Raw genomic sequence first — 26,358 nt, 5'->3', positions numbered from 1 at the left:
CAGCAGCTAAACAATATATGGACACATAGCAAGTGTAATGGCAGTATGTCCGAGTGAAGTTGAGTGTCTGGGCCAAGCGGCAGGGCATTTGCTACAAGACGGCTTGGCGGATGTGGAAGGAAGGGCGTTTGCCCGTCCCGGCTGAGCAGTTGCCGACCGGAACGGTGATCGTGCATGCGGAGCCCTCACAACCCAATGGGGTCGCCCTTTACGCACGGGTATCCAGCTCCGATCAAAAAGCGGGGATCTGGACCGGCAATTGGCTCGGCTGACCGAATTTGCGCTCAAGCAAACGGTTGCCGATCGTCAAGGCCGTCAAGGAGGTCGGCTCCGGAATGAACGGCCATCGGAAGAGGGCATGATCGGGCTGCTCCGTGATCCCAATATCGGCGTCATCCTGGTCGAGCATCGCGACCGGCTGATGCGCTTCGGCTTGGAGTACGTGGAAGCGGCATTGGCCGCGCAGAGCCGATCGGTCCTGGTGGTGGAGTCGGACGACAGGACTGATGACATCGTGGGCGACCTGCATGAGGTCATCGTTTCGATGTGTGCCAGGCTTTACGGGAAGCGATCCGCCCAGGACCGCGCCGAGAAGGCGCTGATAGCGATCCATGAGTAAGCTCCCTGTTTTCACCTACCAGACCCGGTTGAGGTTGACGCATGAGCAGACTTCGTGTCTTGACGCCTATGCGGCGCTCTACGGGCGGGCGCAGCGGACTCTTTTCGCCAGGATGCGGGCGGGCGTTCCCCTGAACGAGCTCAAGCGGTCGTTCCTGCGCCGATTCGGCCTCACCGCCCGGCAGTTCAACGCCATTCGGGTCGAGCTTGGGGGGAAGATCGCCTCGATCCGGGAAAGGCGGCCCGAGTTGATCGAGGAAGCCAAATGGCGGATCCGGAAAGCGGAAGAGGCGGTCGGCCGGCTGGAGAAGAAGCATCCGGGATCGAATGTCGTGCACCAGAAAAAGCGGCGGCTTGCCGTCCTGCGGGCGAAGCTCGAGGCGCTTCTGGCCGATCAGGAGTCCGGCCGGGTCCGGCTCTGTTTCGGTTCCCGACGCCTCTTCCGCAAGCAGTTTTCCCGGGAAGAGAACGGCTATGCGGACCATGCCGCATGGAAGAAGGATTGGCAGGCGGAGCGGAGCAGCCAGTTCTTCGTGCTCGGATCGAAGGACGAGGCCTCGGGCAACCAGTCCTGCCAAGCCGCAGTCGCTCCGGACGGCAGCCTGCGGCTGCGGTTGCGGCTGCCGTACGGATGGGGAAGCACGAGCAAACACCTGGTGCTCGAGGGCGTGCGCTTGGCCTACGGCCAGGAGGAAATCCTCCAGGCCCTCTCCGCCGGCCGGGTCGTGACCGCACAAACCAAGACGGGGAAGCTCTTCCGCAAGCGGGAGGGAGCTGCCGTGAGCTACCGCTTCGTGCGGGACCGGAAGGGCTGGCGGCTGTTCGCAAGCGTCGAGGCGCAACCGGTTGCCCTGGTGACACGCCGCCTTGCCGGAGCGATCGGCGTTGACAGCAACCCGGATCATCTTGCCTTGGCCGAAACGGATCGCTTCGGGAATCTCGTGGAAATCCGCCGGATCGGATTGCATCTCTATGGGAAGAGCGAGGAGCAGGCGAAAGCCGCGATCGGCGATGCGTGCCGGCAGATCGCCCGGGCCTGCGCCGAATCGGGCAAGCCGCTCGTGATCGAGCGATTGGATCTTCGCAAGCGGGGGGCCGAGCTCGAGGCGGTCGATGGTGTCCGGGCTCGCTCGCTCTCTTCCTTCGCCTACGCCAAGACGATCTCCATGCTCAAGGCGGCTTCCTTTCGTGCCGGAGTCTAACGGATCGAAGTCGACCCGGCCTACACTTCCGTGATCGGCGCGGTCAACCACGCGCGCCGTCATGGCATCGGTTCTCACCAGGGCGCGGCCTACGCCGTCGCCCGGAGAGGATTGGGCCTATCCGAGCGCCCGTCCGTGCGGGAGGCGGTCGTGCCGACCCGCAATGGCGGCCATCTCACCTTCGCCCTACCCGCGACGAATCGGGCGAAGCATCTATGGTCGTTCTGGGCGGCCGTTCGAAAGGGGCTCAAAGCCGCGCATGCAGCGCATGCCCGGTCGGGAGGCAACCGCTTGCCTCCCGCGCCTCTGTCCCCGAAAGCGCGAGCATTGGGCGCTACCCGGACTTTGCCGGCGAAACCCCGGCACGCGAACCGCCGGCAGCACTGTTCGGCCGACGTCGTGGACGATCTCCCCTGGTGGGGGAATGGTTGTCTATGGTTTTAGGAACGGCGTGCCGAGGACCATGGGAGGAAATTGTGCCGGAGGCCGCGGGAGCGGGAAGGGGGAGCGGCGGTGAGGGGCCGGGAGCTGATCCGGAAGGGGATTAAGCTTGCGGCCCTCTTGCAGGAGCCGCTCTACCGGCGGGGGCTCCGGTTCGGGGTCGCGGCCGGGATCGAGCATGAGCGGCTTTTAGCGTGCCATTCCTGCTCCACACTGGTCGATGTCGGAGCCAACCGGGGGCAGTTTGCGCTTGTCGCGCGGCGCGCTTGGCCCGAGGCCCGGATCTACTCCTTTGAGCCCTTGGCGGAGCCTTGCCGGCGCTTCCGGAAGCTCTTCGCCGGGGACTCCCGGGTCCGTCTCTTCCCGGCGGGGATCGCGCCCGAGCGGGAGCGCCGCACCATCCATCTCTCCCGGAAGGAGGACTCCTCCTCTCTTTTGCCGATCGGTGCCCAGGCCGAGTTCTTCCCCGGAACCGAGGAGGCCGGTCGGGTGGACGTCGAAGTGGGTCCCCTGGGGGAGTGGCTTTCGGCCAAGGAGATCGAGAGCCCGGCTTTTCTCAAGATCGACGTCCAGGGATTCGAAGCGGAAGTCCTGCGCGGTTGTGAAGGGCTCCTGGAGCGTTTTGCTTACGTCTATGTCGAGGCGTCGTTCGTCGAACTCTACCAAGGCCAGGAGCTTGCGGACCAGGTCGTCTCGTTCTTGCGGGAGAGGGGGTGGCGGCTGGAGGGTGTCTACAACCTTGCTTATGCCCCGGACGGAAGGGCGATCCAGGGGGATTTCTTCTTCGTGCGCCGGTCCCGATAAGAGAGCGGAGGCGCATCGGGCCGGATCTCCGAACTTCGACCGGCTGAGAGCGCGCGGATCGGCGTCAGGGAATCCGGAGGCGTGCCTCGATCTCGGGGCCGAAGCGCGCAAAGTTCCTCTTGTTCCAGGTGTAGATTGCCTCCGCCTTCGCCTTCCGGGCGCAGTGCACGATCAGTCCATCGTAGACCGTTCCGCCCACGATCCCCGCGTCGGCGGCCCGCTCGACGGCCGTGTAATATTCCTCCGGACTAAGAGCAACAAGGGTTAGCCGCTCGCGGATCTGTGCGAGGAAGAGAAGAACTTGCTCGCCGCTGAGCCGGTGCCGGCCAGGGAAGCGGGTCATCACGGAGTAGACCTCGGCCAGGCTGTGCGCTGCGCAGCAGTCGAGGCTCTTCTCGGCGTCGAGAAAGGCTTGCAGGCTCGGTTCGTGATGCTCGTGATCCTCCAGGAAGACGGGAATCAGGACCGATGTATCGAAAAGAGCCCTCAATGGGTCCCCAGGTTCTGGCTGTCTCGGTCCCGGCGTACCGCCGCGATCGTTCTCTCGACCGTCTCGGCGGAGAGCGGTTCTCCGGAACGGAAGACCCAGATGCCGTGCTTTTTCCGCAGCGGCGCTGTGCCGCGTAACGGACGAAGGAGGATCTGCTCGTCGAGCTTCTCCAACTCCAGCTGGTCACCCGGAGAGAGCTGCAGCTCCTCGCGAACGGGCTTCGGAATCACGATCCGGCCCAACTTGTCCAAAGTGATTCTGGTACTCATGATTGGCAATTGCTTTACCATAAGATAAGGATCTTTGCCAAGTCTCGCATGCGGGAGGCCGTCTTCGGAGGTGGAGCATCGGGTTTTTGGGGACGGGTTCGGATCGAATCGGGAAATCGGCTTCAGGCGAGGATCGCGGAAGAGGGGCTGCCAGCAGCTAAACAATATATGGACACATAGCCAGTTTAATGGCAGTATGTCCGAGTGAAGTTGAGTGTCTGGGCCAAGCGGCAGGGCATTTGCTACAAGACGGCTTGGCGGATGTGGAAGGAAGGGCGTTTGCCCGTCCCGGCTGAGCAGTTGCCGACCGGAACGGTGATCGTGCATGCGGAGCCCTCACAACCCAATGGGGTCGCCCTTTACGCACGGGTATCGAGCTCCGATCAGAAAGCGGATCTGGACCGGCAATTGGCTCGGCTGACCGAATTTGCGCTCAAGCAAACGGTTGCCGATCGTCAAGGCCGTCAAGGAGGTCGGCTCCGGAATGAACGGCCATCGGAAGGGCCTGATCGAGCTGCTCCGTGATCCGAATATCGGCGTCATCCTGGTCGAGCATCGCGACCGGCTGATGCGCTTCGGCTTGGAGTACGTGGAAGCGGCATTGGCCGCGCAGAGCCGATCGGTCCTGGTGGTGAAGTCGGACGACAGGACTGATGACATCGTGGGCGACCTGCATGAGGTCATCGTTTCGATGTGTGCCAGGCTTTACGGGAAGCGATCCGCTCAGGACCGCGCCGAGAAGGCGCTCAAAGCGATCCATGAGTAAGCTCCCTGTTTTCACCTACTAGACCCGGTTGAGGTTGACGCATGAGCAGACTTCGTGTCTTGACGCCTATGCGGCGCTCTACGGGCGGGCGCAGCGGACTCTTTTGGCCAGGATGCGGGCGGGCGTTCCCATAAACGAGCTCAAGCGGTCGTTTCTGCGCCGGTTCGGCCTCACCGCCCGGCAGTTCAACGCCATTCGGGTCGAGCTCGAAGGCAAGATCGCCTCGATCCGGGAAAGGCGGCCCGAGTTGATAGAGGAAGCCAAATGGCGGATCCAGAAAGCGGAAGAGGCGGTCGGCCGGCTGGAGAAGAAGCATCCGGGATCGGATGTCGTGCACCAGAAAAAGCGGCGGCTTGCCGTCCTGCGGGCGAAGCTCGAGGCGCTTCTGGCCGATCAGGAGTCCGGCCGGGTCCGGCTCTGTTTCGGTTCCCGACGCCTCTTCCGCAAGCACTTTGCCCGGGAAAAGAACGGCTATGCGGACCATGCCGCATGGAAGAAGGATTGGCAGGCAGAGCGGAGCAGCCAGTTCTTCGTGCTCGGATCGAAGGACGAGGCCTCGGGCAACCAGTCCTGCCAAGCCGCAGTCGCTCCGGAGGGCAGCCTGCGGCTGCGGTTGCGGCTGCCGTACGGATGGGGAAGCACGAGCAAACACCTGGTGCTCGAGGGCGTGCGCTTGGCCTACGGCCAGGAGGAAATCCTCCAGGCCCTCTCCGCCGGCCGGGTCGTGACCGCACAAACCAAGACGGGGAAGCTCTTCCGCAAGCGGGAGGGAGCTGCCGTGAGCTACCGCTTCGTGCGGGACCGGAAGGGCTGGCGGCTGTTCGCAAGCGTCGAGGCGCAACCGGTTGCCCTGGTGACACGCCGCCTTGCCGGAGCAATCGGCGTTGACAGCAACCCGGATCATCTTGCCTTGGCCGAAACGGATCGCTTCGGGAATCTCGTGGAAATGCGCCGGATCGGATTGCATCTCTATGGGAAGAGCGAGGAGCAGGCGAAAGCCGCGATCGGCGATGCGTGCCGGCAGATCGCCCGGGCCTGCGCCGAATCGGGCAAGCCGCTCGTGATCGAGCGATTGGATCTTCGCAAGCGGAGGGCCGAGCTGGAGGCGGTCGATTGCGTCCGGGCTCGCTCGCTCTCATCCTTCGCCTACGCCAAGACGATCTCCATGCTCAAGGCGGCTTCCTTTCGTGCCGGAGTCAAACGGATCGAAGTCGACCCGGCCTACACTTCCGTGATCGGCGCGGTCAACCCATCTTCCGCACAATTTTGAGGATTGTTTCGGCAGATGAAGGACTTACGCAAAATAATGTAGGACGTGTAATGCGAATACAATGTGAATAACATTTGTTTGCATAAGCATCATGCTCTTGGCATATTGTAGGCATGTACGTGCAAGAGGTGCGCACTTGCCAGAGGGGCAAAGTCTACCGATCCGTTCTTGTCCGGGAGTCGTATCGGGTGGGCAAGCAGGTCAAGACGAGGATCCTGTCCAATCTGACCCGGATGCCGGTGGAGGTCCAGCAGGCGGTCCGAGCGCTGCTGCAGGGGAAGAAGCTGGTGCCCCTGGACGGACTGGACGGGCAGGAAGCTCTGGATTACGGAGGAATCGCGGTCCTCGAGCAAGCGTGGCAGCGATTTGGACTCGATCAGGTTCTTTCCGGGGTGGGTTCGGAGCGGAAGGGGCGGCTTTTGAAAGCGATGATCTTTGGACGGATTCTCTTTTCCTCTTCCAAGCTCGCCCTTCGGGAGGAAGCAGGCGGGACGCTTTTGGCTAAGGTATGCGGGCTGGAGGAGAAGGACCTGGAAGAAGACGATCTCTACCGGGCGATGGATGGGCTCAACGGCGTTTGGAGCGGGATCGAGAAGAAGCTTTACCGGGAAGCCCAACCAGAGGGAGCGAGCTTGGTGCTCTATGACCTTTCGAGTGTCTACTTCGAGGGGGACGGCCCCGAGGGATTGGCGCAGTACGGCTACAGCCGGGATCACCGGCAAGATCGGCGGCAGGTGCTTCTTGCGGTCGCCACCGATGCCCGGGGGATCCCGATCCATGTGGAGGTCCTGCGGGGGAACCGGGCGGAGAGCACGACGCTGACGGGGCTCTTGGTGACTCTCAGACGCCGACTCGGGATCCGAGAGGCTACCTTCGTCTTCGATGGCGGGATGAAGAGCCGGTGGAATCTGGAGATGCTCACCGGCATGGAGCTTGAGTACGTGACCCGATCAACTGGGACCAAGCTCCAGGAGATCGTTCGGCGACTTCCCAAAGATCGGCAGCTCTGGCTGACGGATCGAACCCGGGTGATGGAGATCGAGCACCAAGGGGTTCGCTACGTCGTTGCCGGAGGGGAGTGGCGCGCGATGCGCGATCGGGAGCGGCGGCAGAGCCGCATCGCCCGAGGAGAGGAAGAGCTGCGCCAGATTGCCAAGGCAACGCGCAAGGGGGCAGACCCGGTCGAGCTCGGCAGCCGGATCGGCCGGGCGCTCCAGCGGATCCAGGCCCATAAGTACTTTCAGTATGGAGTCGACGCCAAGGGCCGGTTCTGGTGGAAGCTTGACCAAGAGCGGGTCAAAGAAGAAGAGGCGAAGGGCGGCTGGTATCTTTTGGAGACCAACCTCCCGTCCGCCAAGGCTTCTCCTCAGGAGGTGCTGACCCACTACAAGCGGCTCGCAGAGGTCGAGGCCGCTTTTTCAGAACTCAAGAGCTACCTCGAAGTCCGTCCGGTCTATCATTGGCGGCCCGATCGGGTCCGCAACCACGTGAGAATCTGCTTCTTGGCTTTCTGGATGAATGCCCGCCTCAGGACCGAATGGGTGGCCAAAGGGTTTACCGAAGAGGTGCCCAAGGTGCTCCGCCGCCTTCAGGCGATCCGCTTGATCCGGCTTGCCCCAAACGGACGGCCTTTGATCGGGTTCTTCTCCAAGATCCCCGCCGACATCAACGCACTGCTCCAAAAGCTCGACCTGCTCCCCCTCTTTGCTCGCCCGCCCAAATGGGCCATGTAGGCAGAACGAAAAAGTCTTAACGTTCTGCTACAATCACTTGCGACACTACACAGCGGAAGTTCGGTTCCGTTTTGCCCGGAGCGTGGGAAGGGGCCCCGAGCCGAAAGAGTCGACCGGGGCGCCTTCCTCGCCGGGCAAGCTCTGCAAAAAAGAGCGGCACGGTTTTGCCGCGCCGCTCTTCCGGGAATCGTTGAGAGGAGGAAAACGATTCGTTCGAGGCTTCTAATGAGTGAGACGCCGCTTCCGGCGGCGACGTTCAAAGTTTCGTTCCCCGCCCGCCTTGCGAAGCTGCCGGTTTCCGCGGAGTCGGGGGTGGAATCCCTCCGGAGGCGGCCCGCGCCGGATCCTCGGGGCTTCCCGTCCGGCTTGGGGAGCCGCTCGATCCGATCGAGATGGCCGGCCGTATCGGCGCGCAAGTCGTCGATCCTCTTGTCGACCTGCGCGAAGCGCTTGCGGCACCGACGGAAAAGGCCGAAGAGGACAGCCGCCGCAGCGGGCAAGCCGAGGTTTTGCGCCCGTTCCCGGGCTTGCTTCCTTGTCGCCGGAAAAGGGAGCGAGGAGCAACCGGAAGGGAACCCGCCGGCCGAAAGGAGGTGAGAGGAGCGGCGCCGCAAGGATGGCGGCTTCCGGAAAAAAAGAACAGCGCAGTTTTGCGCCGCGCCGCTCTTCCGGGAATCGTTTGAGGAGGAAAACGATTCGTTCGAGGCTTCTAACCATTGAAACGCAGCTGCCGGCGACGATGTTCAAAATTTCTTCGCGCGCCCGCCTCTCTCACGGCCGCCCCGGTACCGCCGCAAGGACCCCGGGAGAAGAACCTTTGCGGAGGCGGCCCGGGCCGGATCTTCAGGGCTTCAATTCCGGCTTGAGGAGGCGCTCGAGGAGCCGCTCGATCCGATCGAGGCGGCCGGTCGTATCGGCGCGCAAGTCGTCGATCCTCTTGTCGACCTGCGCGAAGCGCTGCACCATTTCGAGGCGAAGGTCGTCAATTCTCTTATCGACCTGCTCGAAGCGTTTATCGACCTGTTCGAAGCGTTTGTCGACCTGTTCGAAGCGCTTGTCCACCTGTTCGAAGCGCTTGTCCACCTGTTCGAAGCGCTTGTCGACCTGTTCGAAGCGCTTGTCGAACTGCTCGAAGCGTTTGTCGACCTGTTCGAAGCGCTTGTCGAACTGATGGAAAAGGCTGAACAGGATGGCGGCTAGGCCGCCGAGGAGGGTGAGGGTTTGGGGCCAATCCATGTCTTACTTCTTTTTAGCGCGGAAGGCGGGGAAGGGCAACCGGAACGGAGCCCGCCGTGCGCAAGGACTCGAGAGAAAAAAGAACGGCGCGGTTTTGCGCCGCGCCGTCCTTCCGGGAATCGTTTGAGGAGGAAAACGATTCGTTCGAGGCTTCTAACCATTGAAACGCAGCTGCCGGCGACGATGTTCAAAATTTCTTCGCGCGCCCGCCTCTCTCACGGCCGCCCCGGTACCGCCGCAAGGGCCCCGGGAGAAGAACCTTTGCGGAGGCGGCCCGGGCCGGATCTTCAGGGCTTCAATTCCGGCTTGAGGAGGCGCTCGAGGAGCCGCTCGATCCGATCGAGGCGGCCGGTCGTATCGGCGCGCAAGTCGTCGATCCTCTTGTCGACCTGCGCGAAGCGCTGCACCATTTCGAGGCGAAGGTCGTCAATTCTCTTATCGACCTGTTCGAAGCGTTTGTCGACCTGTTCGAAGCGTTTGTCGACCTGTTCGAAGCGTTTGTCCACCTGTTCGAAGCGCTTGTCCACCTGTTCGAAGCGCTTGTCGAACTGATGGAAAAGGCTGAACAGGATGGCGGCTAGGCCGCCGAGGAGGGTGAGGGTTTGGGGCCAATCCATGTCTTACTTCTTTTTAGCGCGGAAGGGGGGGGAGGGCAACCGGAACAAAGCCCGCCGTGCGCAAGGACTCGAGAGAAAAAAGAACGGCGCGGTTTTGCGCCGCGCCGTCCTTCCGGGAATCGTCAAGAGGAGGAAAACGATTCGTTGGAAGCTTCTGCCGGTTGAGACGCGGCTCGGTGCGGAGAGGTTCAAAATTTCTTCGCGCGCCCGCCTCTCTCACGGCCGCCCCGGTACCGCCGCAAGGGCCCCGGGAGAAGAACCTTTGCGGAGGCGGCCCGGGCCGGATCTTCAGGGCTTCAATTCCGGCTTGAGGAGGCGCTCGAGGAGCCGCTCGATCCGATCGAGGCGGCCGGTCGTATCGGCGCGCAAGTCGTCGATCCTCTTGTCGACCTGCGCGAAGCGCTGCACCATTTCGAGGCGAAGGTCGTCAATTCTCTTATCGACCTGCTCGAAGCGCTTGTCCACCTGTTCGAAGCGCTTGTCCACCTGCTCGAAGCGCTTGTCCACCTGTTCGAAGCGCTTGTCGAACTGATGGAAGAGGCTGAACAGGATGGCGGCTAGGCCGCCGAGGAGGGTGAGGGTTTGGGGCCAATCCATGTCTTACTTCTTTTTAGCGCGGAAGGGGGGGAAGGGCAACCGGAACAAAGCCCGCCGTGCGCAAGGACTCGAGAGAAAAAAGAACGGCGCGGTTTTGCGCCGCGCCGTCCTTCCGGGAATCGTCAAGAGGAGGAAAACGATTCGTTGGAAGCTTCTGCCGGTTGAGACGCGGCTCGGTGCGGAGAGGTTCAAAATTTCTTCGCGCGCCCGCCTCTCTCACGGCCGCCCCGGTACCGCCGCAAGGGCCCCGGGAGAAGAACCTTTGCGGAGGCGGCCCGGGCCGGATCTTCAGGGCTTCAATTCCGGCTTGAGGAGGCGCTCGAGGAGCCGCTCGATCCGATCGAGGCGGCCGGTCGTATCGGCGCGCAAGTCGTCGATCCTCTTGTCGACCTGCGCGAAGCGCTGCACCATTTCGAGGCGAAGGTCGTCAATTCTCTTATCGACCTGCTCGAAGCGCTTGTCCACCTGTTCGAAGCGCTTGTCGAACTGATGGAAGAGGCTGAACAGGATGGCGGCTAGGCCGCCGAGGAGGGTGAGGGTTTGGGGCCAATCCATGTCTTACTTCTTTTTAGCGCGGAAGGGGGGGGAGGGCAACCGGAACAAAGCCCGCCGTGCGCAAGGACTCGAGAGAAAAAAGAACGGCGCGGTTTTGCGCCGCGCCGTCCTTCCGGGAATCGTCAAGAGGAGGAAAACGATTCGTTGGAAGCTTCTGCCGGTTGAGACGCGGCTCGGTGCGGAGAGGTTCAAAAAATCTTTGTCCGCTCAGCCCCGCGGCTGCCGGCGTTCCTTCCGAGAGCCTCCGGCAGCAGCTTCGCGGGGACGGCCCGCAAGCCGCCCATTCTCTTGTCGACCCGCTCGAAGCGCTTGCCGGACGAATGGAAAAGGCTCCGGAGAAGGGGGGCTGGGCCGCCGAGGAGGGTGAGGGTTGGCGGCCGGTCCGTTCCTTATTATTTGTAGCGCCCAAGGAAGGGAGGAGCCCGCGGAAGGCCGCAACCGCCCCGGGCTGCGGCCGTGCGCGGTCGTCCTGCGGAAAAAAAGAAGCGGCGCGGTTTTGCGCCGCGCCGCTCTTTTCGGGAATCGTTTGAGGAGGAAAACGATTCTTCGAGGTTTCTGGTGGTTGAGACGCGGAATGGGGCGGCGGCGTTCAAAAAAGATCCGGCTGCCCCGAGAATCGGCCGGCAGGTCCGGCTTCCCCCGCGGCAGGAGGAGGTCCGGGCGGGAGCCGGCTTTCCGATACGTCTCGTCAAACGGGGCGGGGGCTTGTATCCTCTGCCGGAGGTCGCGGCCGGCGTCCGCCGCGTGGCCGGCGGATCGGCGAGCCATGCGGATTCTTTTCCTGGGCATCAACTACTGGCCGGAGGAGACCGGGATCGCGGTCTTCAACACCGGCCGCTGCGAATATCTGGCGGGCCGGGGCCACGAGGTGACGATGGTCACGGGCCTCCCCTACTACCCCCGGTGGAAGGTGGCCGAAGGGTACCGGGGCAGGGGCTTGGTTTCCGAAGAGCGGAACGGAGTCCGCATCCTCCGCGCTCCCCTCTACGTGCCCGAGCGGGTCGACGCCAAGAAGCGGATCCTCCACGAGGCCAGCTTCGTCGCCTCGGCGACGCTGCGGGCCCTCGGCTCCGGGAAGCCGGAGGTCCTTTGGGTGGCCTCGCCCCCCTTGGCCCTGGGCCTGGCGGCGCGGCTCCTCTCCCGGCTTTGGGGAGCGCCTTATCTCTTCCACGTCGCCGACCTCCAGCCGGACGCCGCCCGCGATTTGGGGATGCTCCGGCCGGGGCTGTTCCTCTCCTTGCTCTACGGGATCGAGAAGGCGGCCTACACGGGGGCCGGAAGGGTAGGCACCCTGACCGAGGGGATGCGGCGGCGAATCCTCGGGAAAGGCTTGGCCCCGGATAAGGTTCTGCTCCTTCCCGATTGGGCCGATCCGAGCCTCTTTGCCATCCCCTTGGAGGGCGGGGGCGGCGCCTTCCGCGAGGAGAGAGGGTGGCAGGGTCGTTTCCTGGTCGTCCACTCGGGCAACATGGGAGTCAAACAGGGGCTGGAGGTCGTGCTCGCGGCCGCCCGGGCTACGGTGGACGATCCCGGAATTCTCTACCTGCTCGTCGGAGACGGGGCGGCGCGGCCGGCTCTCGAGGAGCGGGCGCGCGCGCTGGGGCTGGCGAATCTGGCGTTCTTGCCCCTCCTGCCGCGCGAGGAGTTCCATCGGATGCTGGCTGCGGCGGATCTCTGCCTGGTCACCCAGAAGCGCGAGGTGGGTGATATCGTCTTCCCCTCGAAGGTGATGACCCTTTTGGCGGCCGGCAGGCCGCTGGTCGTCTCGGTGAGCCCGGGGAGCGAGGTGGCGCGCGTGGCCGAGGAAGCGGGTGCGGGGGTGCGCGTCCCGGCGGAGGACGGCGGGGCGCTGGCCGAGGCGGTTTGCGAACCTCCGGCGGGATCCCGAGCGACGGCGGCGGATGGGGGCGGCGGGCCGGAGCTATGCCGAGGCCCGCTGGTCGCGGGAGGCCGCTCTCTTCCGGATGGAGCGGGCGCTCGCGGAGCTGGCCTCCCGGAAAGGAGCCGGATAGCGCCCGATCCCCGGGAAGGGTCCGGAGTTCGCCGGGCTTGACCGGAGGGCCTTTGCGCCGCAGAAGAGGAGGAGCGGAGGCGGGCCGACAAGGAGGAATTATGCCGGATGCGCTGGTTTGCGGAGCGGGAGGGTTCATCGGGAGCCACTTGGTTCGGAGGCTCAAGAGAGAGGGCTATTGGGTCCGGGGGGTCGATCTCAAGTTCCCCGAGTTCTCCCCGACCGAGGCCGATGATTTCGTGCAGGGGGATCTGCGGGACCAGGATTTCTGCCGGCTCGTGGTCGACCGGGGGTTCGACGAGGTCTACCAGCTTGCGGCCGACATGGGGGGGGCGGGATTTGTGTTCACCGGCGAGCACGACGCCGACATCCTCCACAATTCGGCGACCATCAACCTGAACATGCTCGACGCCTGCCGGAGGAGGCGGGTCAAGCGGATCTTCTACTCCTCCTCGGCCTGCATCTATCCGGCCTACAACCAGGAAGACCCCGAGAATCCCCTCTGCGCCGAGGAGAGCGCCTACCCCGCCGCGCCCGACAGCGAGTACGGCTGGGAAAAGCTCTTCAGCGAGCGCCTCTACCTCTCCTTCGCCCGGAACTACGGGATGGAGGTGCGGGTGGCGCGCTACCACAACATCTTCGGGCCGGAGGGGACCTGGAAGGGGGGGGAGAAGGCTCCGGCCGCCCTCTGCCGGAAGATCGCGGAGGTCCCCGACGGGGGGGAGATCGAGGTTTGGGGGGACGGCCGGCAGACCCGCTCCTTCCTCTACATCGACGAATGCGTGGAGGCCACCCGCCGGCTGATGCGGTCGGATTTCCCCGGACCGGTCAACGTCGGCTCCGAGGAGATGATCCGGATCAACGACTTGGCCCGGCTGATCGCCCGGGTGGCCGGCAAGAGCATTTCGATCCGGAATATTCCCGGCCCCTTGGGAGTCCGGGGAAGGAACTCGGACAACCGGCTGATCCGGGAAAAGCTCGGCTGGGCGCCCTCGGAGCCGTTGGAAAAGGGGATCGCGCGCACCTACGCCTGGATCTCCGAGCAGGTGGCGCGGGATCGGGAAAGGAAAAAGTCCGCCCGGTAGGGCGTCGCGCTCCCCGGGATTTCCTTTGGGCGCCGGCCGGCCGCCCCGATCCTCCGCGACGGGGAGGCCCGATCCGGCCCTTTGCATTCGCCCGGCCGCCCGCGGAGGCGTACATACATTGGGCGGGATGACGACCCAATTCGACTTGGATACGCGGGAGCTTGCCGAAAGCTACGATCGCTTGAGCGACACGCAGTTCCGCTTCGGGACGCTCTTGGTCGACCGCTTGGGGATCCGGCCGGGGCAACGGGTGCTCGACGTCGGTTGCGGCACGGGCCGGCTGGCGGAGCATCTGGCGCAGCGGGTCGGCCCTTCCGGAGAGGTCCTCGGGATCGACCCGCTCCCCTTTCGCCTCGAGATCGCCCGGAAGCGGGCCCGGCCGGGCCTCTCCTTCGCGCTCGGGGGGAGCGACGATCTCCCCCGCTTCGCCGACCGGTCGTGGGATGCCGTCTGCCTCAACAGCGTCTTCCACTGGATCGAACGGAAGGAGGAGGCGCTGCGGGAGATCCGCCGGATTCTCCGGCCGGGCGGGAGGCTCGGGATCGCGACCGGAGACAAGGAGCAGCCCAATCCCTTTTCTGCGATCATCCGGGAGGCGATCGCTTCGGTCATGGGCGGGATTCCGGAGGGCGCGCGGATCTCTCCCTTCCTGCTTTCGGCCGAGGAGCTGCGCGCGCTGGTCCTCGCGGCGGGCTTTCCGTTCGTCGAGGTGGAGTCTACCCTCCACAGCGACTTTGTGGATCGCGTGGACGATCTCCTCGAATTCTTTCAAGCGAGCAGCTTCGGAAACTTTTTGGCCCTAGTTCCCGCCGAGCGCCGGGCGGCAGTCACGGGAAGAATCCGCCGAGAGCTCGAAAAGCTCCGGACGGCACGAGGGATCGAGAGAAGATTCCGGCGGCTGCTGTTGGTCGCCGAGCGTAAGGACTAAGCGCGGCTTTTGGAAAAACCTAAGGGAAGGGCGCGGCGATGAAAACCGAAGTCGATTCGCATTGGGTGGATCTTGAAGCCGCCGACGGGAGCCGGTTTTCGGGTTTCCTGGCGCGGCCCTCCGCTCCCGGAGCCTATCCGGGTGTGCTCGTCTTCATGGAGGCCTTCGGGGTCAACCACCACATCCGGAACGTCACCGAGCGGATCGCCGGAGAGGGCTATCTGGCGCTCGCCCCGGATCTCTACCACCGGAGCGCTCCGCGGTGGGAGGGGAGCTACGAGGACTTTCCGCAAGCGCTCGCCCATCTCCGGCAGGTTACCCTCGAGCAGCTTTCCGCCGACGTGCAAGGCGGCTACCGGTGGCTGAGCGTCAACGGGAGCGGAGCGGTCGGGGCGGTCGGCTTCTGCTTCGGGGGCCGGGTCGCCTTTCTGAGCAGCACGGTCGCTCCCCTGCGCGCCGCCTGCTCCTTTTACGGCGGGGATCGCGCCGGGGCTCCTGGGGCGGGCGAAGGATGTGCAGGCGCCGCTTCTGCTTTTCTGGGGAGGGCGCGACCAGCACGTGCCGCCGGCGGATGCGCGCGCGACCGCCGACGCGCTTCGGGCGGCGGGGAAGAGCTTCATCGAGGTGAGCTTTTCGGAGGCGGGCCACGGATTCTTTTGCGAGGATCGGGGCAGCTACGAGCCCGAGGCGGCGCGGATGTCCTGGCTGCTCCTCCTGGAGTTTTTCGGCCATCGCCTCCGCTAGAAGGAGACGCGGATCATGGCCTGGACCCAAAAGGGCATTTGGAGCGCGGCATATTCGAGGTTCGCGGTCCGGGCGGGGGTAAAGCCCGGCGCCCCGGCGATCCAGTAGTGGTTGTCGGTGAGGTTGTAGAGCCAGATCCGCGCCTCCCAGTGCTCGGCGGCATAAAAGAGGCTCGCGTTCAGGGTGTACCAGGCCGGAGCCCGGACCGCGTAGTCGTAGGAGAGGAACTGGCCGCCCTGCCCGATCGCCCAGAAGGAGGCACCGAAGCCCGCGTCGGTCTTGTAGGTGAGCATCAGGTTGCCGTACTCCTTGGGGAAGCCGATGAAGGGATAGATGCCCGGGGCGAGGGAGACGATCTGGCTGACCGGAAGGCCGTACTGCGCGGCCACGTCGGCCGGATAGGGGGTGAAGGTGGTGGGGCCGACGCCGTCGGTGTTGGTCCAGTTTTCGTATCCTTGCATGTAGTTGAAGCCGAAGTTCGCCCAAAAACGGCGGCTCGGCCGGTAGCTCCCCTCGAGTTGGACTCCTTGGACGTTGGCCGACACGGTCGGAGTGGCGCCTCCGGGGAGGACGAAGGCCGGGATGAAGCCCGATTGGGCGTAGGCCGAGAGGGCGAGGAAGAGGGTGTCCCGGAGGAGGGAGAACTTGAGGCCGGTTTCGTAGAGGGTCTGGGTCTGATGGTAGTAGGTGCTGGTGAACTCGGGCGCGAAGGAGCCGAAGATCGACTGGGCGGTCGTCTGCCCGAAATAGTAGGTCGCATACCAGGACATCCAGGGAAAGATCCGGTAGGTGGGGCTGGCGGTCAGCTGCGGCAGGAGGGCGCTCGTCGCGGTGGCGTCATAGGCGGGGCCGATGAGCAGGGCGGGGGTGCCGGACGGGGGCGGGCGTCGACGAAGTAGGCGTCAAGCCGGGCTCCGAGGAAGAGAGTCGCCTTTTCTCCGAAATGGAGGATGTCCTGGAGGAAGGGCGAGATCTCCTGGAAGTTGCACCGGGTCGAGGCGAAGTTGTCGACGTTGTAATATTCTCCCGGATAGCCCGGAATCGGGATGTCGGTGAGGAACGGGTTGTCGTAGGCGGGACTGATCGCCAGGGAGTAAGGAACGGGGAGCGAGGCGTCGCTTGCCGTGATCGGCTTGCTCATGTCGGCCTGGTTGCTCGTCGGGTGCCAGCTTCCCGAATACTCCTCGTCGCTCAGAAAGCGGAAGGCGAGGCCGCCGTCCACGCTTTGCGAGAACCAGGAACTCTTTTGTTCGGGTTCCCAGCGGATTTCGAGCCGGTCGGCCAGATCGACCCCGTAGGGCAGGACGACCCAGGTCGGGTCGGGGACCGGCTGGGCGGCGTTCGCTTGGAAATACTCAAAAAGCGTGTTGTTCACGAGGGTCAACCGCTCATTGAGCCGGATCGTGGCGATTGCCTGGCTCACGGCGTAGAGCTGACGCGAGGAGTCGAGCGAGGTGTCGAAAAGGTTGGCGCGGCCGCCGATCGGAACCTCGGGTCCCCAGGCGACAGCATATCCGGAGCCCGGAGGGGGAGTCCCCCGGCCGGGATGAAACCGGCCGAAGGGCTGCGCCGCGGTCGCCGGAGGGGTGTAGTAGCCGATCCAGGGTCCGCTCTGGTAGAGGCCGCTGTCGATCAGGGCCTGGGTCGGTCGATTGACCCCGGCGTAGGGGAGAAAGGAATTCCGGTCGATCTCTCCGTTCCAGTCGACCTGAACCTCCTCGGTCGGCTTCCAGGAAAGGGCGAGGTAGGCGCACTCCCGGTCCAAGTAGGAACCATCGTAATAGTTGTAAGGCGCATAGCCTTCCTGGCCGAAGTAGTCGAAGCGGTAGGCGAGCTTTTTGTCCTTCCCGACGGGGCCGCCGATATCGATGTTCCATAGGTTGGTGTCGTACATCCCCAAGCTGTAGTAAGCGTCGCCCCGGAAGCGGTCGAAAAACGGCTGCTTGGTCACCTCATTGACATACCCTCCGGCGAACTCCTGGGGGCCGAAGACGATGCTCACCGGCCCCGTGACGACGTCGAGCGAATCGTCGGCGTTGATGTTGAGGAGCGGTCCCCAGTTCCCTCCGCTGGAGAAGCCGACGAGCATCCCGTTCCGGAAGGCTGTCGCGGGGAGCCCGCGGACCACGGGCTCGCTCACGACGTTTCCCGTCGCCTCGGTGGGGTTGACCGAGGGGCTGAAGGCGACCAGGTCATTGACCTGCTGGGCCATCACGGTATCGAGCTCCTCCCGGGAGACCGGGAGAACGTCGCGGGGAGTATCCATAATGGAGAGGTCGGGCCCGTAGACCGAGGTCGCTTCCCGGGCGGGAGCGGGGGGTTGTTCCTGGACGGCGCTGACCGTCACCTCGGGAAGCCGGGTCGGTTCGGCATAGGGCGGAGAGGAGCTCAGGTCGGACGCGGAGTCCCGAGCTTCCGCGAAGCCCACGGAGGCCAGGAGGCTGAGGCAGGCCCAGCAGGCGGCGCTGTATTTTCGAACCATCTTCCTTGGGGGACTGCGGATGGGAGAGAATAGCGGAGCCCTCCGCCCGGCCGCTAACGGCGGCTTGCCAATTTTTAGCGCGCGCTTGCCTTCTTTTCCGAAGGCCGGAGCCGAGCCGTCTGCCGGCTTACTCTCGCTCGGCCACGAGGAGAAACGTTTCGCTCGTGATGCGGATCTCGGAGCCGGCCAAGGCCGCCAGCCGCTCGGAGATCCGGGCTTCGATCCGCCGGCGCTCCTCCCGGGAGACGCCCGAGAGGAACCTCCCTGCGCTGCTCGCCCGCCAAAAGGCGAGCAGCTCCGCGGGCGTCCGGGCGCAATCTTCCGATTGGACGGCCTGGATCCGAAGGAGCCGGAAGCCGGCCTCCCGCAGCATTTCCTCGAGCTGCGCGCGGCCTAAAGGAGCCGTGGCCAGGAAGAGGCCGGAAGGAAGCGTGCCCAGGGCCTCCTTGGCCGACCGCTCGATGATCGCATCGATCTCCGAGGGCCGGCTGGTGTCCTCGAAGCTGATCCCGAGCTTGCCCCCGGGCTTGAGGATCCGGTGGATCTCTCGGAGCGTCCGGCGCCGGTCGTCGATCCAGTGCAAGACGTAATTGAGGTAGACGACATCGAACGATCGAGAAGGCAAGGAGCGGAGATCCTCGGAGCCGCCCACGGCGAAGGCGAGGCCCTTCCGCGCCCGCCGCTCGGCGAGGGCGATCCGGTAGGGGGAAGGATCCATGCCGAGGACCTTGCCCCGGGGCCCGACGATCCGGGCGACGGCGGAGGCGAGTTCCCCCGTGCCGCAGCCCAGGTCGAGAACGGAGCTGCCCGGGGAAATCCCCAGGAGGGCGACGAGCCGGATGCCCATTTCGTATTGCGCCCCGCTCTTCCGTTCGTACTCCCGCGCGAGGCGGGGGGAATCCCAGACCACGGGCTTGCCCGGCGCCGCTGCGTTCGCGAAAAGGAACAAGGAAAAGGTGAAGGCCGGGAGCAGCCGGAACCGGCTCTTCGGGAAGGACGATCGCGGCGGTTGCATCGATCGGCCGATACAGGCCATCTTGATCCGTCTCGCGCAAGAAAGGTTTTGCCCGGAGCGAAGCGACCGTGGCAAGAGATTTGCTCTTTGGCGCAACCGGCCGGCTAGGTTGTGAGGTCGCGATGGGGATGCCTTTGAGGTGCCGGATGCAGCGATGGCGGATGCGGCGGCCGGAGAAGAGGCCCTGCTTGCCGGGCGGTGCCGTCCGCCGGGCGGCGGCCGCCATGGCGGCGTTCTTCCTTTCCGGCTGGTGGACCGTTTCCTCGGTTCCGGCCCAGGAAACCGCTCCGCTCAAAACCGTCCCTCCGCTCTCCGCCGCCTTTCCGCTCGTGCAACGGGGGCCCGAGGTCCGCGTGCGCTATCCCCTAGCCGTCAACGAACGGACCGTCGTTCCTCCCGAGGCCCGGCTGCACCGCCTGTATGCGAGACCGAAGGACGCCCGGGATTCCGACGGGGAAGACCGGACGGGGAAGGCGCCCCGGCGCCTGCCGATGCCGCTCGGGGGCATCCGGCTCGGGGGGCTGCCGATGGGCATCACCGCCGGGATGCGGGGAACGGGCCGGAACGGGAACGGAAAGGGCGGGGCCGGAGGGACCGAGGCCTGGACTTCCGCCGCAGCTTTCCGAGAGGCGTTGGACCGGCTGGACGGCTCCGATCTGCGGCTGGTCTTCTCCCTTCCCGCCGCGGCGCCGCAGCATCCGGGAAAGGCGGCGGAAAGGGGAAGCACGCCCGGCAAGGACCGGCGGAAGGGGAGGAGGCGGGTCCGCGACGAGCCGCTGGCGCTCCCGCTCGGCTTGCTCCTGGCTGAGCGCCGGGGGGCTCCGACCGTGCTCGCGGTCGAAGCCGGGAGCGCCGGGCAGCAGGCGGGTCTCCGGGCGCAGGATCGAATCGTTTCCCTGGACGGGAAGCCTTGCCCCCGGAAGCTCTCGGCCTTTTTGGCCCTCTATCGGCGGGAGAGGGCCGCCGGGAGAACGGAGCTGACCCTGGCCGTCGCGCGGGCGGGGAATCCCGCCCCGGTTTCCTTGACCGTGCCTCTGCCTCCCGTGTCAAAGGGGAGTCTCCTCGACGGGCCGGAGCGGTAGGGCCGGCCGGATGCGGGGGGATGCGGGTGCCCGGGCGGGACGCGGCCGGCGGCCTGCCGGAAAAAGGAATGTGTTCTTAGCCGAATCTTGATACAACCTTCTGCGCAAAGGTTCGAATGCACGGGACGCGAAGGACTTCCGGCGGAAAGAGAAGAGGCGGGCCGGCCATGGCCTGGCTCGCCTTCGCGCTGCTCGGCTGGCCGGTCCTTTCCGGCGCCCCTGCCCACGGCGCCCAGGATGCCGTGCTGCCCTTCCCCGAGCTCCACAAAAAAATCGCGAAGTTCGGCAACCGGCCGCGCAATCTTTGGACCTACGGCGAGTTCACCGCCTGGGGGCCCGTCCGGGAAGGGGTCTTTGCCGCCAGTTTTCCTCGGCTCTTGAGCTACACCGTGCTGCAAAAGATCTCGTCGTTCTCCGTCCTGCCGACAGAGCCCATCGTGCAAATCGTCATTTGCGAAACGGAGTTTCCGATCCCCGGGCTCCAGGAAGGGAGGCGTTTCGCCATCGCGCGGGACGCGCCGGCCCAGGTCCTGGAGATGTTGCAGGGAAGGTCCTTTTATGCGCGGCTCCGGCTTTCGGCGCCGCCCGAACCGCTCTGGAAGTGCAACGGGAAAGAGGCGGGAGCGGAGTCGGCAGCCGAAAGAGCCGAACCGGAGGAAAGCGCCGATCGTCGCCGGAGGCCGGGGAAGGCCGGCCCTGCGAACCACCCGATCCTCCTGCATTTCTCCGACATCGCGCGCGTCTGGAAGGAACGGGGAAGCCATCCGGCCCAGACCTGGGTCTATGGCCGGTTCTTCGTCGATACCGATGCGAAAGGAGGACTCTTCATCGCCCATGAAGCGGGCTTGGCGACGCGGCGGACAATCGAAGGATTGCTCGCCAGCGCGGCGATCTTCCCCTTCGGCGAGCGCTTCGATACCGCCATCTTCTCCTCGCATCTTTCGGGCTTGCGGATCGAACGGAAGGCGGTGATCGAAATCGACAAGGAGCATCCGGCTCCGGTCCGGGAAATCGTGCCGGCCGGAGGGCTGCTGGTGCGGCTCGATCTCGAAGAAAGGCCCAAGATCGAACCCCCTGGGGGGGAGAACGGCGCCAAGGACTTCTTTTCGCCGCTGGTGCGGCTCTTTTCCCCCTGAGCGGCGGGGGCGGGAAGCCGGCGGCCCGGCTCGATCGCCTCACAAACCGACGGCCCGGGCGGCGTGGTTGATCCCTTCGCTGAGCATCGGGTGCGGGAACGCCATGTAGCTGAGGGTTTCCGCGGTCGCTCCCTGCCGGACCGCAAGGGCCAGGGGTGCAATCAGCTGCGCGGCGTCCATCCCCGCAATCTGCGCGCCGATCAGCCGGCCGGTCTTCCTTTCGAAGAGCAGCTTGAGGAAGCCGTCCTCGTCGAAGATCTGGGCCCGCGTATCCGACCGGTACGGATAGGTCGCCCCGAAGGTCTCCAGGCCCTCCCGCTCGGCTTCGGCCTCGGTGAGCCCGACCCAGGCGGCCTCGGGTTCGGTGAAGACGGTGAAGGGGACCGACCGGAAGTCCATCGCCTGATGGCCGCGCCCCTCGCGGAGGATGTCGTCGGCCGCGACCAGGCTCTGGTAGACCGCGGAGTGGAAGAGCATGCTCCGGCCGTTGACGTCGCCCGGGGCATAGATGTGCGCGTGCTTGGTGCGGAGCCGGTCGTCGACCTCGATCTTCCCCTGGGTCGGAAGGCCGAGGAGGGAGCACCCTTCGGGGAGGACCGGCTCGCGCCCCGTCGCCATCAGGACGCAGTCGGCCTCGATCGACTTCGGCTCCCCCGCCTGCTCGTACCGGACGACAAGATCGCCGGCCGCCCCCCGCTCGATCGCCGTCACCTTGGCGTGGACCAGGATGCGGAGCCGCCGGGCGAGGGCCTGGTGGAGGAAACGGGCGATCGCGAGGTCGACCCCGGGGAGGATTTCCCCCGTGGCCTCCAGGACGGTGGCTTCGGCGCCGAGGTTCTGCAGCATGGAGGCGGTTTCCAGGCCGATGTAGCCTCCGCCGATCGCCACCAGCCGGCGCGGAAAGGGGAGATCGGCGCCGAGCCGGAAAAAATGGTGGGAGGTGACGGCGAGCTCCGCGCCCGGGATCGGAAGGATATGGGGCCGGGAGCCCGTGGCCAGAATCAGGTGCTTGGCATGGTAGCGGTAGAGCTCCCCGCCCTCGGCGGCTACCTCCACCGTCCGCTCGTCGACGATGCGGCCGGTCCCTTTGTGGAAGACCAGCGGCGATTCCTCGATCTGCTTGCGGTGTTGGGCGTACCGGAGCGATTGGACCCGGTCCTTGTGCGCGAGGACGGCGCGCCAGTCGGCCTCCGGCTTCGACCCCCGCAAGCCGAAGAGGGGATACTTATCCGGCCAGGTGCGGGCGAGGGAGGCCTCCCGGACGGTCTTGGAAGGGACGCAGCCCTCCGCCAGGCAGTCCCCGCCGAGATTCCCGATCGGGTCGGCCATGACGACCGACCGCCCGGCGGCGGCCAGACGAAAGGCGGCCGGATATCCGCCTCCGCCCGCCCCGAGGATCATCACATCGACATTGAATTCCACGGCCATGGCAGTTCCTCCGGCGGGCGGGCAAGCCCGCGCCGGCGACGAAGCTACCATGCCCGGACTTGTGATGTCTACCCGATTGGAGAAAGCCCGGAAGGTCGGCCGCTACGGGAGACGCTTGGGAATTCCGGCAGACGGTTGCGGGAGAAATTGGTGGCGGGGGGAGGATTTGAACCTCCGACCTTCAGGTTATGAGCCTGACGAGCTACCGGGCTGCTCCACCCCGCGGTGTCGTGCGCAGCTGAATTTGCGATAGGAGCCGGCGCTCCGCAAGCAAAAAAAAACAGCTCAAGCCGCCTTTGGGACGCCCTTGGCGGGAACGGCGGCTAGAGGGCCTGTTGGATCTTGGCAAGGATGTGGCTTTTGGAGGCCGCTCCTACTTGACGGCCTTTGACCTCGCCGTTTTTCAGGATCAAAAGGGTCGGGATCGACTGGATCGAAAAGCGCCGGGCGAGCTCCTGCTCTTGGTCGACGTTGACCTTGCCGAACTTCACCTTTCCGGAGAACTCCTTGGCGAGCTCGTCGATGACCGGTGCCACCATGCGGCAGGGCCCGCACCATTCCGCCCAGAAATCGAGAACGACGGGAATGGGGGATTGGAGGACCTCGCGGTCAAAATCGGCTTGGGTGATTTCTTGTACGGAACCGGTCATATGCAACCTCCAGAGTCGGGTTCGCTGCCGCTTGGCGGCGCTTTATGGTTTAGAACACGTCGGCGTAGACGAGGGCAAGATATATCGCGGTAAGGGTGCTAATCAGCGCGGCGGCCAGCGCGAGCGCAACGTCGCCGAACCTCCCTTTGGACCCGCCGCCCGCCTCTTCCAGGTCCGGGGTTTTCGGTTTTGCGCGTTCGCGGGTCGTGGCGGACTTCTCCCCCGTGCGCGCGGGCGGCCGCACCGCGTAGGGCGGAGGCTCCGAGCCCCTAGCAGAGGCGATCGAACCCCGGCTTGGAGAAGGGGGGCTCACGGGCTGGGTTCCGTTGGGATGAGCGGCGGACGCTCCTTGCGCCGGTGCGGAGCGGTGATTCGGGTGCAGGGGCGCCGCGGCCTGCGAAGGGGTTGGGGTCCGGGTTGCGGCGGCGGGGAGTAGGCCCCGGCTGCCGGGCGGGCGCCGGATGCGCGGGGTGTGCCGGATAGGGCGGAGGCGGGGATGCCGGGCGCTCGGGAGGCGGCGGGACCGCCGCATGCACGGGCGCGGGAGGAGGGGATAGGCGCTCGGCCGCGGGACGGGCGGCGGGTATGGCGGCGGCGGGGGCGCGTAGGCCTGCGGCGCCGGTGCCGGGCGCTCCTGCGCCGGAGAGGGCCGGAACGCTTGCGGGGCAGGAACCTGGGGGAGGAAGCTGGGGTCCGGGTTGCGGCGGCGGGGAGTAGGCCCCCGGCTGCCGGGCGGGTCCCGGATGCGGAGGAACCGGAGAGGCGACGGGCACGGGGCGCCGCCACGATTGCGCATGCCCCTCCCGGGTCGGGGAAGAAAGCTTCCAGGGGGGCGGATGGCCGTTCCCGCCGTTCTGCGGCGGAGCCGCCCGATCCACCGGCGGATAGGAGGACGGACGGGTGCCCGGCGGAGGCGGTGCCGGCTGAGGACGCTCAGCCTGCGGGCCGGGAGGATTCGGGCGGAGGAAAAACGGCGGAGGCCAGGGGGAGGTCGGCGCCGGCGTCGATTCCGCGGAAGGCTGCGGTCCGCCGTTCTCGTGCCGAGCCGCTTCCTCCTCCGGCGGGGGCCAAGCCTGTGGATTCCCCGGGAACGGGGGAACCTGACCCGCGTCGGACTCTGGCGGAAGGGCACTCATCCGGTCCGGAAAGATAAGGGAGAGTCGGCAAGCAGGTCAATCGGAAATGAAAAATGCCTGCTAAGATGCTATGGAGGAGTGGTTAAGGATTTCTTTGCAGAGTCGGGCAGAAAGGCGAAGAACTCCGCGGCGTCCAGCGTCTCCTTCCGAAGGAGCTCGGCGGTCACCGCCTCCAGCGTCGGGCGCTCCTCTTGGAGAATCGCCTTGGCTTCCCGGTAGGCGGTCTCCAGCAGGCGCCGGACTTCCTGGTCGACCAGCCGCGCGGTCTCTCCGCTATATTCGACGCGACCGTTGACCCCCGGCATCTCCGGCATCCCGGGGCGGCTCGGAATCAGGTGGGCCAAGCCGACCGACTCGCTCATGCCGTAGAGGCAGACCATTTGGCGCGCCAGGGTGGTCGCCACCTCCAGGTCGTTTTCGGCGCCGGTGCTCACCTCCCCGTACACCACTTCTTCGGCCGCCCTCCCTCCCATGGCGCACCGGATCTTGGCGAGCAGCTGGGTGCGGGTCATGAGGTACTGCTGGGCAGGAGGGAGCTGGAGGGTGTAGCCCAAGGCCCCTCGGCCGCGGGGGATAATGCTGACCTTGCGGACCGGATCCGCCCCCGGAGTGAAGGCGGCCACCAGGGCGTGGCCGACCTCATGGTAGGCGACCCGCCGCTTTTCGGCTTCCGCGAGGCGCAGGCTGCGGCGTTCGGGGCCCGCGACCACCTTCTCCAAGGCCTCGAGAAGATCGGACTGCTCGATTTGCTGCGCCTTCCGCCGGGCGGCCAGAAGGGCCGCCTCGTTCATCACGTTGGCCAGATCGGCGCCCGAGAATCCGGAGGTGGCATGCGCGATTTCGGAGAGGTTCACCGTCGGCGCCAGGGGCTTTCCGCGGGCGTGGACCGCGAGGATCGCCTCCCGGCCCTGGGCGTCCGGGAGATCGACCACGACGTGCCGGTCGAAGCGCCCCGGGCGCAGGAGGGCCCGGTCGAGGATGTCGGGACGGTTGGTGGCGGCCAGAAGGATGATCCCCTCGTTCGGATCGAAGCCGTCCATCTCCACCAAAAGCTGGTTGAGCGTCTGCTCCTGTTCGTCGTGTCCCATGGCGATCCGCATCCCCCGCTGGCGTCCGATCGCATCGATCTCGTCGATGAAGATGATGCAGGGTGCCCGCCCCTTCGCTTGCGCAAAGAGGTCGCGCACCCGGGAGGCGCCCACGCCCACGAACATCTCGACGAACTCGCTCCCGCTGAGGGAAAAGAAGGGCACGTGCGCCTCTCCGGCGACCGCGCGGGCCAGAAGGGTTTTGCCGGTGCCCGGAGGGCCGATGAGCAGTACCCCCTTGGGGATCTTGGCGCCGAGCGCCCGGTACCGGCCGGGGCTCCGGAGGAAATCGACGACTTCTTGCAGCTCGACCTTCGCTTCCTCGCATCCGGCGACATCGGCGAAGGTGACGCCGGTGCCCTCCTCGGCGACGAGCCGGGCGCGGCTCTTGCCTATGTTAAGGAGGGAGTAGCCCGTTCCGCGCGTCATCCAGCGGCTCAGGCCCACCCAGATCAAGAAAAAGATGCCGATGGGAAGGATCCAGGAAAAGATCAGCTGCGAGAGGAGGCTCGGCCGGACGCTGGCATAGACGGTGCCGGCGCTCTGCAGCTCGGCGACCAGGTTGGGATCCTCAACCCGGACCGTCCGGAAGAGGGCCGTCTTCGGCGCAGGCTTGGCCCTTTCTCCCGGCTTCGCCGTGCCGGGAACGGCCATCTTTCCGAGGATCTCGTCGGGGGTGATGGTGCACTCGAGGATTTCCTTCTTGGCGAGCTTGTCGAGGAAGGTGCTGTAGGGAATCGTCGTGACCGTCGCCCGCTGGAGGCTCTCCTGCCAGAGCCAGACGAGCAGGAGGGCGACCAAGACTTGGATGAGAATCTGCCAGGGAGCGCCCAAGAAGCTCTCCGGCTGCTTCTTATCCGGGCCGTCCTTGCGGGGAGGAAGCGGCTTTCCCGCCGAGGGGGGGATCCTCATCATCAATATAAAGAAGCTTTCCGTCCCGAAGACCGATTGTCGAAAAAAAAGACATCGAAGGCT

General features: G+C 65.5%; 25 protein-coding genes, 1 tRNA gene and 3 pseudogenes. 15 read left to right on the top strand and 14 right to left on the bottom strand.

Annotated features, from left to right (window positions below):
• The first annotated feature begins 53 nt into the window (after positions 1-53).
• The 5 genes from MTHMO_RS10990 to MTHMO_RS07145 all read left to right on the top strand — a co-directional run bounded on the left by MTHMO_RS10990 (position 54) and on the right by MTHMO_RS07145 (position 3,065).
• Positions 54-272, top strand: coding sequence for a hypothetical protein (locus MTHMO_RS10990; RefSeq protein WP_237394824.1), 219 nt, complete (start codon positions 54-56; stop codon positions 270-272).
• Entirely contained in the window at positions 260-619 is a 360-nt protein-coding gene (locus MTHMO_RS10985; protein WP_237394823.1) for a recombinase family protein, read from the top strand. The genes MTHMO_RS10990 and MTHMO_RS10985 overlap by 13 nt, the downstream gene beginning before the upstream one ends.
• Positions 612-1,820: a transposase gene (locus MTHMO_RS07150; RefSeq protein ID WP_237394822.1), complete on the top strand. Its 1,209-nt coding sequence runs from the start codon at positions 612-614 to the stop codon at positions 1,818-1,820. Before MTHMO_RS10985 ends, MTHMO_RS07150 begins: the two co-directional genes overlap by 8 nt.
• A gap of 30 nt (positions 1,821-1,850) precedes the next feature.
• Positions 1,851-2,264: a hypothetical protein gene (locus tag MTHMO_RS10980; RefSeq protein WP_237394821.1), complete on the top strand. Its 414-nt coding sequence runs from the start codon at positions 1,851-1,853 to the stop codon at positions 2,262-2,264.
• A gap of 69 nt (positions 2,265-2,333) precedes the next feature.
• On the top strand, positions 2,334-3,065 hold the full coding sequence (locus MTHMO_RS07145) for an FkbM family methyltransferase (protein ID WP_237394820.1): 732 nt from the start codon (positions 2,334-2,336) through the stop codon (positions 3,063-3,065).
• Between the two features lie 64 nt (positions 3,066-3,129).
• On the opposite strand, the gene MTHMO_RS07140 is transcribed toward MTHMO_RS07145, so the two are convergent.
• Entirely contained in the window at positions 3,130-3,555 is a 426-nt protein-coding gene (locus tag MTHMO_RS07140) for a PIN domain-containing protein (protein ID WP_202214165.1), read from the bottom strand.
• Positions 3,552-3,824, bottom strand: a complete 273-nt coding sequence (locus MTHMO_RS07135; protein ID WP_202214164.1) for an AbrB/MazE/SpoVT family DNA-binding domain-containing protein — start codon at positions 3,822-3,824, stop codon at positions 3,552-3,554. The genes MTHMO_RS07140 and MTHMO_RS07135 overlap by 4 nt, the downstream gene beginning before the upstream one ends.
• Positions 3,825-4,028: 204 nt before the next feature.
• Here MTHMO_RS07135 and MTHMO_RS07130 point away from each other — a divergent pair.
• From MTHMO_RS07130 to MTHMO_RS07120, 3 genes and pseudogenes are all read left to right on the top strand, one after another.
• Positions 4,029-4,590 (top strand): annotated as a pseudogene (locus MTHMO_RS07130) (IS607 family transposase).
• A gap of 28 nt (positions 4,591-4,618) precedes the next feature.
• Positions 4,619-5,860, top strand: a complete 1,242-nt coding sequence (locus tag MTHMO_RS07125) for a transposase (RefSeq protein WP_202214163.1) — start codon at positions 4,619-4,621, stop codon at positions 5,858-5,860.
• Positions 5,861-5,973: 113 nt separating this feature from the next.
• Positions 5,974-7,593 (top strand): IS1634 family transposase, encoded by a 1,620-nt coding sequence (locus tag MTHMO_RS07120; protein ID WP_202214162.1) that lies wholly within the window; start codon positions 5,974-5,976, stop codon positions 7,591-7,593.
• An 843-nt stretch (positions 7,594-8,436) separates the two neighbouring features.
• On the opposite strand, the gene MTHMO_RS07115 is transcribed toward MTHMO_RS07120, so the two are convergent.
• The 4 genes from MTHMO_RS07115 to MTHMO_RS07100 all read right to left on the bottom strand — a co-directional run bounded on the left by MTHMO_RS07115 (position 8,437) and on the right by MTHMO_RS07100 (position 10,598).
• A complete protein-coding gene (locus tag MTHMO_RS07115; protein ID WP_202214934.1) occupies positions 8,437-8,829 on the bottom strand; it encodes a hypothetical protein in 393 nt (130 codons plus the stop codon).
• 287 nt (positions 8,830-9,116) lie between these two features.
• Positions 9,117-9,446 carry a hypothetical protein gene (locus tag MTHMO_RS10975; protein WP_237394819.1) on the bottom strand — a complete coding sequence of 110 codons (330 nt, stop codon included), beginning with the start codon at positions 9,444-9,446 and terminating at the stop codon, positions 9,117-9,119.
• Between the two features lie 288 nt (positions 9,447-9,734).
• Positions 9,735-10,043: a hypothetical protein gene (locus MTHMO_RS07105; RefSeq protein ID WP_202214933.1), complete on the bottom strand. Its 309-nt coding sequence runs from the start codon at positions 10,041-10,043 to the stop codon at positions 9,735-9,737.
• A 288-nt stretch (positions 10,044-10,331) separates the two neighbouring features.
• Positions 10,332-10,598, bottom strand: a complete 267-nt coding sequence (locus MTHMO_RS07100; RefSeq protein ID WP_202214161.1) for a hypothetical protein — start codon at positions 10,596-10,598, stop codon at positions 10,332-10,334.
• Between the two features lie 766 nt (positions 10,599-11,364).
• Between MTHMO_RS07100 and MTHMO_RS07095 the strand changes: the two genes are divergently transcribed.
• The 5 genes and pseudogenes from MTHMO_RS07095 (at position 11,365) to MTHMO_RS11140 (ending at position 15,366) form a co-directional block, all read left to right on the top strand.
• Positions 11,365-12,651 (top strand): WcaI family glycosyltransferase, encoded by a 1,287-nt coding sequence (locus MTHMO_RS07095; protein WP_237394818.1) that lies wholly within the window; start codon positions 11,365-11,367, stop codon positions 12,649-12,651.
• A 59-nt stretch (positions 12,652-12,710) separates the two neighbouring features.
• Positions 12,711-13,694 (top strand): NAD-dependent epimerase/dehydratase family protein, encoded by a 984-nt coding sequence (locus MTHMO_RS07090; RefSeq protein WP_202214160.1) that lies wholly within the window; start codon positions 12,711-12,713, stop codon positions 13,692-13,694.
• 127 nt (positions 13,695-13,821) lie between these two features.
• Entirely contained in the window at positions 13,822-14,622 is an 801-nt protein-coding gene (locus tag MTHMO_RS07085) for a class I SAM-dependent methyltransferase (RefSeq protein ID WP_202214159.1), read from the top strand.
• Positions 14,623-14,660: 38 nt separating this feature from the next.
• Positions 14,661-15,086 (top strand): annotated as a pseudogene (locus MTHMO_RS11250) (dienelactone hydrolase family protein); the annotation flags it as partial.
• A 49-nt stretch (positions 15,087-15,135) separates the two neighbouring features.
• The gene (locus MTHMO_RS11140) at positions 15,136-15,366 is read left to right on the top strand and encodes a dienelactone hydrolase family protein (protein WP_202214158.1); all 231 of its coding nucleotides are present in this window, start codon (positions 15,136-15,138) and stop codon (positions 15,364-15,366) included.
• On the opposite strand, the gene MTHMO_RS10965 is transcribed toward MTHMO_RS11140, so the two are convergent.
• The 3 genes from MTHMO_RS10965 to MTHMO_RS07065 all read right to left on the bottom strand — a co-directional run bounded on the left by MTHMO_RS10965 (position 15,363) and on the right by MTHMO_RS07065 (position 18,758).
• Entirely contained in the window at positions 15,363-16,136 is a 774-nt protein-coding gene (locus MTHMO_RS10965; RefSeq protein WP_237394817.1) for a hypothetical protein, read from the bottom strand. The genes MTHMO_RS11140 and MTHMO_RS10965 overlap by 4 nt on opposite strands.
• A 32-nt stretch (positions 16,137-16,168) precedes the next feature.
• Positions 16,169-17,848 (bottom strand): TonB-dependent receptor plug domain-containing protein, encoded by a 1,680-nt coding sequence (locus MTHMO_RS07070; RefSeq protein ID WP_237394816.1) that lies wholly within the window; start codon positions 17,846-17,848, stop codon positions 16,169-16,171.
• Between the two features lie 127 nt (positions 17,849-17,975).
• A complete protein-coding gene (locus MTHMO_RS07065; protein ID WP_202214157.1) occupies positions 17,976-18,758 on the bottom strand; it encodes a class I SAM-dependent methyltransferase in 783 nt (260 codons plus the stop codon).
• 233 nt (positions 18,759-18,991) lie between these two features.
• On the opposite strand from MTHMO_RS07065, the gene MTHMO_RS07060 reads away from it, so the two are divergent.
• A complete protein-coding gene (locus MTHMO_RS07060) occupies positions 18,992-19,945 on the top strand; it encodes a PDZ domain-containing protein (RefSeq protein ID WP_202214156.1) in 954 nt (317 codons plus the stop codon).
• Between the two features lie 167 nt (positions 19,946-20,112).
• A complete protein-coding gene (locus MTHMO_RS07055) occupies positions 20,113-21,081 on the top strand; it encodes a hypothetical protein (protein WP_202214155.1) in 969 nt (322 codons plus the stop codon).
• Between the two features lie 39 nt (positions 21,082-21,120).
• On the opposite strand, the gene MTHMO_RS07050 is transcribed toward MTHMO_RS07055, so the two are convergent.
• From MTHMO_RS07050 to ftsH, 5 genes and pseudogenes are all read right to left on the bottom strand, one after another.
• Complete coding sequence (locus MTHMO_RS07050; protein ID WP_202214154.1) at positions 21,121-22,509, bottom strand: dihydrolipoyl dehydrogenase; 1,389 nt, start codon at positions 22,507-22,509, stop codon at positions 21,121-21,123.
• Between the two features lie 148 nt (positions 22,510-22,657).
• Positions 22,658-22,734: transfer RNA gene (locus MTHMO_RS07045), tRNA-Met, on the bottom strand.
• Between the two features lie 98 nt (positions 22,735-22,832).
• A pseudogene (trxA, locus tag MTHMO_RS07040) lies at positions 22,833-23,171 on the bottom strand (thioredoxin); the annotation flags it as partial.
• A gap of 37 nt (positions 23,172-23,208) precedes the next feature.
• On the bottom strand, positions 23,209-23,472 hold the full coding sequence (locus MTHMO_RS07035; RefSeq protein WP_202214152.1) for a hypothetical protein: 264 nt from the start codon (positions 23,470-23,472) through the stop codon (positions 23,209-23,211).
• 891 nt (positions 23,473-24,363) lie between these two features.
• Complete coding sequence (ftsH, locus tag MTHMO_RS07030; protein WP_370568275.1) at positions 24,364-26,298, bottom strand: ATP-dependent zinc metalloprotease FtsH; 1,935 nt, start codon at positions 26,296-26,298, stop codon at positions 24,364-24,366.
• Positions 26,299-26,358 lie beyond the last annotated feature (60 nt).

The organism is Methylacidimicrobium sp. AP8, from assembly GCF_903064525.1.
GTDB lineage: Bacteria > Verrucomicrobiota > Verrucomicrobiia > Methylacidiphilales > Methylacidiphilaceae > Methylacidimicrobium.
Note: the sequence above shows the minus strand (reverse complement) of the source record. Positions and strands in the feature narration are given on the sequence as shown.